Origin of the sequence: Pseudomonas sp. LjRoot277, from assembly GCF_964253845.1 — a bacterium.
Lineage (GTDB): Bacteria > Pseudomonadota > Gammaproteobacteria > Pseudomonadales > Pseudomonadaceae > Aquipseudomonas.
Genome location: NZ_CAXURI020000001.1, coordinates 5893512 through 5905829, shown reverse-complemented (window position 1 = coordinate 5905829; position 12318 = coordinate 5893512). Strand labels below are relative to the sequence as shown.

Below are 12318 nucleotides of genomic sequence, written 5' to 3'. Positions count from 1 at the left end.
GATGTAAGTGGTTTCCTACTTTCTCGGCAGATAAAACAACGGCGACGTCAAAAACGTCGCCGCTGCAAAACCTTATTTGCTGACGCTGACGCCGTAGAAGGAGTTCAAGCCAAACGGGCTGATCTTGAAGTCCTGCACGTTGTCGCGCATGGGTTGGAACACCGTCGAGTGAGCGATAGGTGTCATTGGAACGGCATCTTTGAGGACGTGTTGCGCCTGCTTGTACAGTTCGGTGCGCTTGGACTGATCGGTCGTGCGCTTGGCTTCTTTCACGATGCCGTCAAACTTCTTGTCGCACCACTTGGAGAAGTTGTTGCCTTGCAGGGAGTCGCAGCCGAACAGCACGTTCAGCCAGTTGTCCGGGTCACCGTTGTCGCCGCTCCAGCCAATCAGCATCGCGCCGTTTTCGCCGCCTTTGGAGCGCTTGATGTACTCGCCCCACTCGTAGGTCACGATCTTGGCCTTGATACCGACCTTGGCCCAGTCGGACTGCAGCATTTCAGCCATCAGCTTGGCGTTCGGGTTGTACGGACGCTGCACCGGCATCGCCCACAGGTTGATCTCGGTGCCTTCCTTGATGCCAGCTTCCTTGAGCAGCTCTTTGGCTTTCTCAGGGTTGTACGGCGCATCCTTGATGGTGGTGTCGTAAGACCACTGGGTTGGCGGCATGGCGTTGACGGCCAGTTGACCAGCACCCTGGTAAACGGAATCGATGATCTGCTGTTTGTTGACGGCCATGTCCAGTGCCTGACGCACTTTCAGTTGGGCCATCGGGTTCGGCTGATCGCTGCCCTTGATCTTGTCCATCACGTTGTAGGCGATGTAACCCAGGTTGAAACCAGCCTGGTTAGGCACTTTCAGAGTCTTGTCTTCCTGAAGAGCCTTCAGGTCGGCCGGACGTGGGAACAGAGTGATCTGGCACTCGTTCTTCTTCAGCTTCTGGATACGCACCGACGGGTCGGTGGTGATGGCGAAGATCAGGTTGTCGATCTTGACGTCGTCAGGCTTCCAGTAGTCCTTGTTCCCGGTGTAGCGGATGTTGGAGTCTTTCTGGTAGCTCTTGAACACGAACGGGCCAGTGCCGACCGGCTTCTGGTTGATGTCGGCGGCTTTGCCTTCTTTCAGCAGCTGGGCGGCGTACTCGGCGGACTGGACGGAAGCGAAACTCATGGCCATGTTCTGGATGAACGCGGCATCAACTTCTTTCAGGGTGAACTTGACAGTTTTGTCGTCGACTTTATCGATCTTGGTGATGTTGGTGTCCATCCCCATGTCGGTGAAGTACGGAAATTCGGTTGGGTACGCCTTACGGAACGGATCATCCTTGTTAATCATGCGATTAAAGGTGAACAGCACGTCGTCGGCGTTGAACTCACGAGTCGGCTTGAAGTACGGGGTGGTATGGAACTTGACGCCTTCACGCAGGTGGAAGGTGTAAGTCAGGCCGTCATCGGAGATGTCCCACTTGGTCGCCAGACCAGGAATGACAGCAGTGCCGCCACGTTCGAACTGAGTCAAACGGTTGAACATGGTTTCTGCAGAGGCGTCGAAGTCGGTTCCGGTGGTGTACTGACCAGGATCAAAACCGGCCGGGCTCCCTTCGGAGCAAAACACCAGGTTAGTCGCCGCTTGGGCGAAAGGTGCGCTAGCTAACAAGCCTGCGCCGACTAAAAACGGAATGACCGCGTGTTTAAGCATGGTGGCCTCATGATTTGTTGTCATTTTTGGAATTAGAGGACGACCTCGTGAGTCGTGCCTGCGGATACTTATGCAGGGGCCATACCCAATGCAAGATCCAGAGCGACCACAGGTGTTAAACAGTGGCACGAACGTACCTTAATGTCGCATTTGTATAAAATCAGGCGCATTTGACCGTTTGCGCAGGTTTTTTTCAGTGCAAATCGCGCACCGACAGAGGGCAGCCGGGGCGCCTGGCGCACCCGGTTGGAGCGTGGTGTTACTTATTTATACCCACACCATAGAAGGGTGTGAGGCCGAACGGGCTGATTTTGAAGTCGGTGACTTCCTTGCGCAGCGGCTGGAACACCGTCGAGTTGGCAATCGGTGTGATAGGTACTTGTTGCTTGAGGATTTGTTGTGCCTGTTGGTACAAATTGATCCGTTGCTGTTTGTCCGTGGACACTTTGGCCTGCTGAATCAATTTGTCGTACGCCGGGTCGCACCACTTGGCGTAGTTGCTACCTTTCACCGCGGCGCAGCTGTAGAGCACGCCGAGCCAGTTATCCGGATCGCCGTTGTCGCCGGTCCAGCCGTAAATCATCGCGTCATGTTCGCCGCTCTTGGCGCGCTTGATGTACTCGCCCCATTCATAGCTGACGATGTTGGCCTTGATCCCGACTTTCTCCCAGTCCTGCTGGATCATCTGCGCCGACATCCGGGCGTTGGGGTTAGATGCGCGTTGCACGGTCATGGCCCACAAATTAATAGTGGTACCGGGTGCAACCCCTGCTTCTTTCAGTAGCGCCTTCGCTTTCGTCGGGTCGTGAGGCGCGTCCTTGATGCTCGGGTCATACGACCATTGGGCAGGAGGCAGGGCGTTCTGCGCCAGTTGGCCGGCACTTTGGTAGACGGCTTTGATGATCGCGGGTTTGTCGATGGCCATGTCCAGCGCCTGGCGGACCTTGAGCTGGTCCAGCGGTGGATGAGTCACGTTGTAAGCCAGGAAACCGAGGTTGAAGCCGGCTTGCTTGAGTACGGTGAGATTCGGGTCATTCTCCATGACTTCGATGTCTGCCGGACGTGGGTAACCGCTGACCTGGCATTCGCCGGCCTTGAGTTTTTGCAAGCGTACGGCGGCGTCGGGGGTGATCGAGAACACCAGGTTGTCGAGTTTCACGTCCTCGGGTTTCCAGTAGGCCTTGTTGGCGGCGTAGCGGATCTGCGAATCCTTTTGATAACGCTTGAACACGAACGGGCCGGTGCCGATCGGCTTTTGGTTAATGTCCGCCGCTTTGCCTTCTTTTAACAACTGCGCGCCGTACTCGGCGGATTGCACCGAAGCGAAGCTCATGGCCAGGTTTTGGATGAAGGCGGCGTCGATGTTGTTCAGGCTGAAACGCACGGTGTGGTCGTCGATTTTGTCGACGCTCTTGATCGTTTTGTTCAGGTCCATGTCGGTGAAGTACGGCGACTCGGCGGGGTAGGCCTTGCGGAAAGCGTTTTCCGGATCGAGCAGGCGCTGGAAGGTGAACAGCACGTCATCGGCGTTGAAGTCCCGGGTCGGGGTGAAGTAGTCGGTGGTGTGGAATTTCACGCCGTCGCGAAGGTGGAAGGTGTAGGTGAGGCCGTCCGTGGACACCTCCCATTTTGTTGCCAGACCGGGTTCGACTTCGGTGCCGCCGCGTTTGAATTGGGTGAGACGATTGAAGATGGTTTCGGCCGAGGCATCGAAGTCGGTGCCGCTGGTGTATTGGCTGGGGTCGAAGCCGGCGGGGCTGGCTTCGGAGCAGTAGACCAGGGTGGTGGCGGCTTGGGCCAATGGGGCGGTTGTTGCGAGGGCAAGAGCGAGCAGGAGTGGTTTGACGGTGGTTCTTTCCATGGAGTCCCCGAGGGTTTGTGCGGTGGTGTTTTCCTGAGAGTAGCGGTGTTGGCGGGAGTCGCGGAAATACCCGTTTGTGAGGGGGACCCCTCTATCTCGGCATATTCAAGCGGGTTGTTGGCTTGGCGGCCTTATTGCCGAGTAATATTTTTCTGCTGTGTTCGATTGATCGTTCCCACGTTCTGGTCTGCACCCCAAAAGTTGGACACAACTGATGGGGTTTGGTCTGGCATAAAAAACGGCGATCACTTCGGTGATCGCCGTTTTTGTGTTCGGGTTATCGAATCAAGGCATCAACACTTCAATCGAACCATCCGCCGTCATGCTGACCTGACTCGTACCAGCTTCAACTTCCGGCGTCACCGGCGCTCCATCCATGCTCGCCGCTTTCATCATCATCGGCGCGCGCATGTACGGTTGTGGATAACCGTTGCTGTTCAAGTTCAGGTTAACGATTTTGTAACCCTTGCCACCCAATGCATCGGTCGCCAATTGCGCACGGGCCTTGAAAGCCGTCACGGCTTCTTTAAGCAGCGCATCTTCGCTAGCCTTGCGGGTTGGTGTGGCGATGGCGAAGTCCATGCCACCCATTTTCAGGTCGGTGAGCAGTTCGCCGGTCAGTTTCGACAGCGCGGCGAAGTCGGAGCTTTCCAGGCGCAGTTCGGCGCGTTCGCGCCAGCCGGTGATTTTCTGGCCCTTGGTGTCGTAGATCGGGTAGCTGTTGCGGCTGCCCTGGCGCAGGGTGACTTCCTTGACCTGTTTGGCCTGGGCCAGCGCTTTGTTCATGGTAGTGGTGACGTCGGCGGCGAGTTTGGCCGGGTCGGTGTTTTGTTCTTCGGTGTAGAGGGTCACGATCATCAGGTCGCGGGCCACTTCCTGACTGACTTCGGCACGCAGGGCGATCTGGTTGTAATGAAGTTCGTCGGCGGCCAGGGCCGGGAGGCTGGCGACGGCGCCAACGCTGAGGGCAAGAAGGGCGGCGCTGCGGCGGAAACTGTGCATGAAAACTCCTTGGACGATGCGCAGGGGTTAAGGTCCGAGCCTGCGTGAAACCATCAGACTCTAGCTTTTATGATCCGGTTCGCACAGTTACAACTTCTATACAGATCGACGCGATCTCTTGTAGCAGCTGCCGAAGGTTCGGGCCGCGTTCGGACGTTCGAGCGCGAAGCGGTCGCCATTGGGCTGACGCGTTTTGCATGAAGGAATGAGGTCTCAGGTTTTATGACCGCTTCGCAGCCGAACGCGGGCTTCGCCAGCTGCTACAAGGGCTTTGTGTTGCCTGAAGGCCTGTGGCCGTTTGCCGCACTTTTGCCTGCCAGCCCCCGTGCTTGGTTATACTCCGTGCGATCCGCCTGGAGCGCTCATCAGGAGAGCTCATGCTCGCCCCCGTTCAAATCACTTCCGCAACTCGCCAGAATCTCTGGCGGCTGACGTTCATCCGCACATTGGTGTTGGCCGCTCAGGCCGGTTCCGTGGGCCTGGCCTACTGGCTCGACTTGCTGCCGCTGCCTTGGTTCCAACTGGCCGCGACCCTCGGTTGCTCGATGCTGCTGTGTGCGTTCACGGCGATTCGCCTGCGCACCTCATGGCCGGTTACCGAACTCGAATACGCTGTGCAACTGGCTTGCGACCTGTTTATCCACAGTGCCTTGCTGTATTTCTCCGGCGGCTCGACCAACCCTTTCGTCTCTTATTACCTGGTGCCGCTGACCATCGCCGCCGTGACCTTGCCGTGGCGTTATTCGGTGATTCTGTCCGGTATCGCGTTGACGATGTACACCCTCCTGCTGGCGCGCTTCTATCCGCTGCAAACCTTCCCGATCGCTCGGGAAAACCTGCAGGTTTACGGGATGTGGCTGAGTTTTGCCCTGGCCGCGGCGGTCATCACCTTCTTCGCGGCACGCATGGCCGAAGAGCTGCGCCGTCAGGAAGAACTGCGTGCCATTCGTCGCGAAGAGGGCCTGCGCGATCAGCAACTGCTGGCCGTCGCCACCCAGGCCGCCGGTGCTGCCCATGAACTGGGCACACCGCTGGCGACCATGAGCGTGTTGCTCAAGGAAATGCGTCAGGACCATCACGACCCGATGTTGCAGGACGACCTGAGCGTGCTGCAGGATCAGGTCAAACTCTGCAAAGAAACCTTGCAGCAACTGGTGCGCGCCGCCGAGGCCAATCGTCGATTGGCGGTGGAAATGCAGGACGTCACCGATTGGCTCGACGAAGCCCTGAACCGCTGGCACCTGATGCGCCCGGAAGCCAGTTATCGCTTCCAGCGCTTGGGCCAAGGGACCGTGCCGCGCATGGCGCCGCCGCCAGACCTGACCCAGGCGCTGCTGAATTTGCTCAACAACGCCGCCGACGCTTGCCCCGAAGGGCTGCAAGTGACGCTGGACTGGAATGCCGAGGACCTGACCATCAGCATTCGCGACCACGGCGCCGGTGTGCCGCTGGCCATCGCCGAGCAGATCGGCAAACCATTTTTTACCACCAAGGGCAAAGGTTTCGGCCTGGGCCTGTTTTTGAGCAAGGCCAGCGTGACACGCGCCGGCGGCTCAGTGAAACTCTACAGTCATGAGGAAGGCGGCACGCTCACCGAGCTGCGCCTGCCCCGTGTCGCCCGAGGAGACGAACATGAGTGACGAGATCCAAGTCGAAGGCGAAGGCGAAGGCGAAGAACTGCCGCATTTGCTGCTGGTAGACGACGACGCAACGTTTACCCGGGTGATGGCCCGTGCCATGGCCCGCCGTGGCTTTCGCGTCAGCACCGCCGGTTCCGCCGAAGAAGGCCTGACCATTGCTCAGGCCGACCTGCCGGACTACGCCGCGCTGGACCTGAAAATGGACGGCGATTCCGGTCTGGTGCTGTTGCCCAAGCTGCTTGAGCTGGACCCGGAAATGCGCGTAGTGATCCTCACCGGTTACTCGAGCATTGCCACCGCCGTCGAGGCGATCAAGCGCGGCGCCTGCAATTACCTGTGCAAACCGGCGGACGCCGATGACGTGCTGGCCGCGCTGCTCTCCGAGCACGCCGACCTCGACACCCTGGTGCCGGAAAACCCGATGTCGGTGGATCGCCTGCAGTGGGAACACATCCAGCGCGTGCTGACCGAGCACGAAGGCAACATCTCCGCCACTGCCCGCGCCTTGGGCATGCACCGCCGCACGCTGCAGCGCAAACTGCAGAAGCGTCCCGTTCGTCGCTGAACCTGCGCTGAACGAATGCGGGCCGCTCCTCGCGACAAACCGAACCGATCATCTATGATCGGTTCGTGTGTGTTGTTTTCTTTATCGAGCCTTATCCATGAATCAGAACGCTGAATATTCCGCGGTCAACGATGCTGTGCGCGGGCAGTTTTTTCGCAAAGTCTGGGCGATGACCACGCCTTACTGGCGCAGCGAAGAGAAGGGCAAGGCCTGGACGTTGCTGATCGCCGTGATCGCGCTGTCGTTGTTCAGCGTGGCGATTTCGGTGTGGGTCAACAGTTGGTACAAGGACTTCTACAACGCCTTGCAAAAAAAGGACGAAGCGGCCTTCTGGCAGTTGATCCTGTATTTCTGCGGCATTGCGGCGGTGGCCATTCTTGGCGCGGTGTATCGGCTCTACCTGACCCAGATGCTGACCATCCGCTGGCGGGCCTGGCTCACCGAGAAGCATTTTGCCCGTTGGCTCGACAACAAAAATTACTACCAGCTGGAGCAGGGCGGTTACACCGATAACCCGGACCAGCGGATTTCCGAAGACCTCAATAAATTCACCACCAACACCTTGGGCCTGGGGCTCGGGTTGATTCGCAACATTGTCAGCCTCGTATCGTTCTCGATCATTCTGTGGGGCGTGTCCGGCAGTATCGAAGTATTTGGTTTCACGATTCCCGGTTACATGTTCTGGTGCGCGCTGGTTTACGCCGCCGTGGCCAGTTGGCTGACGCATTTGATCGGCCGTCGCTTGATCGGTCTCAACAACAACCAGCAACGCTTCGAAGCCGACCTGCGTTTCTCCATGGTGCGGGTTCGCGAGAATGCCGAAAGCATTGCGCTGTACAACGGCGAGCCTAATGAGAACCGCCGCTTGAGCAGCCGTTTCGGGATGGTCTGGCACAACTTCTGGGACATCATGAAAGTGTCCAAGCGCCTGACCTTCTTTACGTCCGGTTATGAGCAGATCGCCGTTATCTTCCCGTTCATGGTCGCCGCACCGCGTTACTTCACTGGCAAGATCGAGCTGGGTGAGCTGATGCAAATCAACTCGGCGTTCGCTAACGTCCAGGACAACTTCAGTTGGTTCATCACGGCGTACCAGGACCTTGCCGAATGGCGCGCCACCTGTGATCGTTTGCTGAGTTTCCGCCAGGCCATGACCGACAACGAAGAGCGTGCGCCGGCGATTGATGTGCAAAACCATGGCTCGGCGTTGAAGGTGCATAACCTTGGCCTCGATCTGGCCGACGGTCGTCACCTGCTGAGCAACGCCGACATGACCGTGGAGGAGGGTGAGCGCGTCATGCTCAGCGGTCGCTCCGGCAGCGGTAAATCCACGTTGTTTCGAGCGATGGGACATCTCTGGCCCGCTGGCCATGGCAGCATTCGTCTGCCAGCGGCGCGTTATTTGTTCCTGCCGCAAAAACCTTATCTGCCGATTGGCACGTTGTGTGAGGCGCTGAGTTATCCACAGTCTGGCGATACGTATCCGCACGAACGCTACGTTCATGTGCTGGAAGCCTGCCGTTTACCGCACCTCGTTGCCCGTCTGGACGAAGCCAATCACTGGCAGCGCATGTTGTCGCCGGGTGAGCAGCAACGTCTGGCCTTCGCTCGTGCGCTGCTGTACGCACCGCAGTGGCTGTACATGGACGAAGCGACCTCGGCGATGGACGAGGAGGACGAAGCGTCGCTGTATCAGACCTTGATCGATGAGATTCCGGGATTGAGCATTGTCAGCGTCGGGCATCGCAGCAGCCTGAAGCGCTTCCATCCACGGCATGTGCGTATCGAGAATGGGCACCTTGTGGATCAAACCGTGACCGCATAACACCACAGGGATAGTATTTACCGACGGTGATCGTACAACCGCGTTGAGCTATGATGCGGTTTCAGCCGCAACTTTCGAGAAAGACGTTCACCATGGAAAACCCGATCGACGCACCACGCCTCCCTCGCAAGCGCCGCAGCCTCGCTCAGGAACTGGTGACGGTGCTGTCCGAGCAGATCCGCGACGGTCACCTCAAACGTGGCGACAAGTTGCCCACCGAGTCGGCGATCATGGATGCCCATGGCGTCAGCCGCACCGTGGTGCGCGAAGCGATTTCCCGTTTGCAGGCGGCGGGGCAGGTTGAAACCCGCCACGGCATCGGCACCTTCGTGCTCGACACCCCGAGCCCGAGCGGTTTCCGAATCGACCCGGCGACCGTGGTCACGCTGCGTGACGTGCTGGCGATTCTGGAATTGCGCATCAGCCTCGAAGTGGAATCCGCCGGCCTCGCCGCGCAACGCCGCAGCCCAGAGCAGCTGGCATTGATGCGAGCTGCGCTGGATGCATTGAATGAAAGTGTTTCCCATGCCAGCGATGCCGTGGCGTCCGACTTCCAGTTCCACCTGCAAATCGCCCTGGCGACGGGCAACCGCTATTTCACCGACATCATGACCCACCTGGGCACCAGCATCATTCCGCGTACGCGCCTCAACTCCGCGCGCCTGGCCCATGACGATCAGCAGCACTACATGAATCGTCTGAGCCGAGAGCACGAAGAGATTTACGATGCGATTGCTCGCCAGGATTCGGATGCGGCCAGGGCCGCGATGCGGTTGCATTTGACGAATAGCCGCGAGCGGTTGCGCCATGCGCATGAAGAGGCAGAAGCTCAGCGGGGGTAAGTTTTCTGTCTGTGGATGATTTATTGCCTGGCAGACCGCTTTCGCGAGCAAGCCCGCTCCCACACTAAATCGTCTGTGAACACAAAATGAGTGAACACCAGACATCAAATGTGGGAGCGGGCTTGCTCGCGAAGGGGCCAGCAGCCATTACGCTATGGCTTCAGTCGGTCCTGAGAATCGAACGATCCACCCTCACGGCGCACTCCGAAGCCCCAGCCTTGGCATCGAACGCCACATGCCCATGCTCATCCACCACCGCCCGAGCAATCGGCACTCCCTTGGCCAACAACTCCAACGGCGCACCCTTCAGCGATTGCCCCGACGCCAGTTCCAGTTTCAATTTGATAGTCATCATCGATCTCCTTATCAGGCAACGTTGCCAGTGGGTTTGTAATCCTTGAGCAGCAAATAAGTGCTCCAGCCCCACCAGTCATCGACGGTGGCGGTATCGTTCAGGTTGTTGACGTCCTTGCGCCGCAGCACCTTGTTGCCCTCGACCTTGAACAGCGGCGAGAAATTACCCGTCGGGTTCAGCACTGCTTGAAGATCAGGCAGTTTTTTCAATGCAGCAAAGCTGCCGGCCGACGGGGCGATTCCACTGAGATAAGCCGCGAACACCTCATCCGCAGACACCTGAACCGCCTGATTCACCTGGGCGCGATTGGCGCTGGAGAGTGTGTCGAAGTAGCGTTTGTCCCCATACGCGCGCCATTGATCGCCATTGCCATTGCGCACGTTGAGGCCGAACTTGCTGTCTTCGTCGTGCATGAATCGCGTGATCAACGAACCCAGATCGCTTGGCGTGACCACCGCTGCCAATTGTTTGCGCGGCACTCGCAGGTGGCCGGCGGAAAACAGGTCGGTCAGGTAGTGATCGGCAAAAGCGTTCATCGCATAGGCCAGCTCCAGCTGCTTTTCATCGCCGCTGGCGTGGGCCAGCACCGCGTGTTGCACCGCCGCGGTGTGCCCGGCGATGTAGGCCAGCAGCGCCCATTCGGCGAAGTGATCGGCATTGTTGGCGGCCAGTTTCAGGTAGCGGCCAAAGGGAAACAGCGCCGAGACGACACTGCCGCCGCCGGTAATCTTATTCCACTCTTCCGACAACGTATCACCGAGGGCGTCGTAAGCCTCGTGAGGTTGTTTACCGTCCTTGATCGCCTGCTTGATCGCGGCGATTTCCTTTTGCATCACGCCGAGGATCAGCTTGGCCTCGGCGTTAGAAGCAGGCAGCACGGCCAGCGAGTTGAAGGCATTGGTAAACCGCTGGATTCGGTCGGCGCCTGTCGCGCCTTCGCTGATCGGTTGATCGGGAATTCCATAGAAATCACCTCCCAGCGCAATGACCTGGCCATAGGTCAGCGCCAGCCCATTGGGCAAATGCAGCTCCACCTGTGAAGCGGGGATAGCCGGTGCGTCCTTGACGAAACGCAGCAGGGTGCTGTCGCCGATGGTGGTGTGTTCGCCACCCTCGAACCTCAGCTGTGGCTTGCCTTTCAGGGCTTTACCGGAGGCGGTGGGTAGCGACGCGGGAAGGGCAGACGCAGAGTTGTGATGATCAGCAATCTGCAAGACCACGTGTTGGTTTTTCCCGATGAGAGGGATGCCATGCTCGGTAAAAAGATCATCCAGTTCGGCGATGACCTGGTTCGGTTTTTCCTTCGGTTGTGTGTGTAGACCTGACATTTCTATCTCCTTGATATGTCGTCGGTACGATCAAAAAATAACTGTATGTATATACAGTTATCTGGATCATAGATGAGAAATTTCCTACGTCAAGAAAATACCTTTCCGACTCAAATTCTGCGGTTGGCGATGAAATGCAGTTGACGGTTATTATTTAAGTTGTACGATGACCTACAACTTCGGCGAAGGCTGAACGGTTTCCTCACACACATACGTCGCTATCCAGGGTGTTCGAATAATGAATCCACAAGAACTGAAGTCCATCCTCTCTTCCGGTCTGCTGTCTTTCCCGGTTACCGATTTCAATGCTCAGGGCGACTTCCATCGTGCGGGCTACATCAAACGTCTCGAATGGCTGGCCCCATACGGCGCCTCGGCATTGTTCGCCGCGGGCGGCACCGGTGAGTTCTTCTCTCTGGCGGCCAGCGAATATTCGGAAATCATCAAGACTGCCGTCGACACCTGCGAAACCAGCGTGCCGATTCTGGCCGGCGTTGGCGGTTCGACTCGTCAAGCCATCGAATACGCACAGGAAGCCGAGCGTCTGGGCGCCAAAGGCCTGTTGCTGCTGCCGCACTACTTGACCGAAGCCAGCCAGGACGGCGTTGCCGCCCACGTTGAAGCCGTGTGCAAATCGGTGAAAATCGGCGTGGTGGTTTACAACCGCAACGTCTGCCGCCTGACCGCGCCGCTGCTGGAACGTCTGGCCGAGCGCTGCCCGAACCTGATCGGCTACAAGGATGGCCTGGGCGATATCGAGTTGATGGTGTCGATCCGTCGCCGCCTCGGTGATCGCTTCAGCTACCTGGGCGGTTTGCCGACCGCCGAAGTCTACGCCGCAGCCTACAAGGCCCTGGGCGTACCGGTTTACTCCTCGGCGGTGTTCAACTTCATCCCGAAAACCGCGATGGATTTCTACCACGCCATTGCCCGCGAAGATCACGCCACCGTCGGCAAGATCATCGACGACTTCTTCCTGCCGTACCTGGATATCCGTAACCGCAAAGCGGGCTACGCGGTGAGCATCGTCAAGGCCGGGGCAAAAATTGTCGGCTATGACGCAGGTCCTGTGCGTGCGCCGCTGACCGATCTGACGGGCGAAGAGTACGAAATGCTCGCCGCGCTGATCGACAAGCAAGGTGCGCAGTAACACTTTCGATTAAGCAAGGCCGCTGAGTATTCAGCGGCTTTTTGCGTAAGGT

Annotated in this window: 10 protein-coding genes; 5 read left to right on the top strand and 5 right to left on the bottom strand. The window is 58.2% G+C overall.

All coding sequences use genetic code 11. The features are described from left to right. Positions 1–72: 72 nt before the first annotated feature. The 3 genes from ACSQ87_RS27535 to ACSQ87_RS27525 all read right to left on the bottom strand — a co-directional run bounded on the left by ACSQ87_RS27535 (position 73) and on the right by ACSQ87_RS27525 (position 4561). Positions 73–1698 (bottom strand): ABC transporter substrate-binding protein, encoded by a 1626-nt coding sequence (locus ACSQ87_RS27535; RefSeq protein WP_150658778.1) that lies wholly within the window; start codon positions 1696–1698, stop codon positions 73–75. 259 nt (positions 1699–1957) lie between these two features. Beyond that, positions 1958–3559, bottom strand: a complete 1602-nt coding sequence (locus ACSQ87_RS27530) for an ABC transporter substrate-binding protein (RefSeq protein ID WP_436274792.1) — start codon at positions 3557–3559, stop codon at positions 1958–1960. Positions 3560–3844: 285 nt separating this feature from the next. Further along, entirely contained in the window at positions 3845–4561 is a 717-nt protein-coding gene (locus ACSQ87_RS27525) for an SIMPL domain-containing protein (protein ID WP_436274791.1), read from the bottom strand. A 377-nt stretch (positions 4562–4938) separates the two neighbouring features. Here ACSQ87_RS27525 and ACSQ87_RS27520 point away from each other — a divergent pair, with 377 nt between their 5' ends. The 4 genes from ACSQ87_RS27520 to ACSQ87_RS27505 all read left to right on the top strand — a co-directional run bounded on the left by ACSQ87_RS27520 (position 4939) and on the right by ACSQ87_RS27505 (position 9433). Continuing rightward, positions 4939–6201 carry an ATP-binding protein gene (locus ACSQ87_RS27520; protein WP_095129467.1) on the top strand — a complete coding sequence of 421 codons (1263 nt, stop codon included), beginning with the start codon at positions 4939–4941 and terminating at the stop codon, positions 6199–6201. Next, on the top strand, positions 6194–6766 hold the full coding sequence (locus ACSQ87_RS27515; RefSeq protein ID WP_436274790.1) for a response regulator transcription factor: 573 nt from the start codon (positions 6194–6196) through the stop codon (positions 6764–6766). The genes ACSQ87_RS27520 and ACSQ87_RS27515 overlap by 8 nt, the downstream gene beginning before the upstream one ends. Positions 6767–6863: 97 nt before the next feature. Then, positions 6864–8591 carry an ABC transporter ATP-binding protein/permease gene (locus ACSQ87_RS27510; protein WP_436274789.1) on the top strand — a complete coding sequence of 576 codons (1728 nt, stop codon included), beginning with the start codon at positions 6864–6866 and terminating at the stop codon, positions 8589–8591. Between the two features lie 92 nt (positions 8592–8683). Next, positions 8684–9433 carry a FadR/GntR family transcriptional regulator gene (locus ACSQ87_RS27505; RefSeq protein ID WP_046045828.1) on the top strand — a complete coding sequence of 250 codons (750 nt, stop codon included), beginning with the start codon at positions 8684–8686 and terminating at the stop codon, positions 9431–9433. A gap of 160 nt (positions 9434–9593) precedes the next feature. Here ACSQ87_RS27505 and ACSQ87_RS27500 read toward each other — a convergent pair whose 3' ends face one another. Then, entirely contained in the window at positions 9594–9785 is a 192-nt protein-coding gene (locus ACSQ87_RS27500) for a hypothetical protein (RefSeq protein ID WP_223429881.1), read from the bottom strand. A 14-nt stretch (positions 9786–9799) separates the two neighbouring features. Then, entirely contained in the window at positions 9800–11116 is a 1317-nt protein-coding gene (locus ACSQ87_RS27495) for a phospholipase (protein WP_436274788.1), read from the bottom strand. A gap of 238 nt (positions 11117–11354) precedes the next feature. Between ACSQ87_RS27495 and kdgD the strand changes: the two genes are divergently transcribed. Further along, positions 11355–12266, top strand: a complete 912-nt coding sequence (gene kdgD, locus ACSQ87_RS27490; RefSeq protein ID WP_046045831.1) for a 5-dehydro-4-deoxyglucarate dehydratase — start codon at positions 11355–11357, stop codon at positions 12264–12266. The last annotated feature ends 52 nt before the right edge of the window (positions 12267–12318 follow it).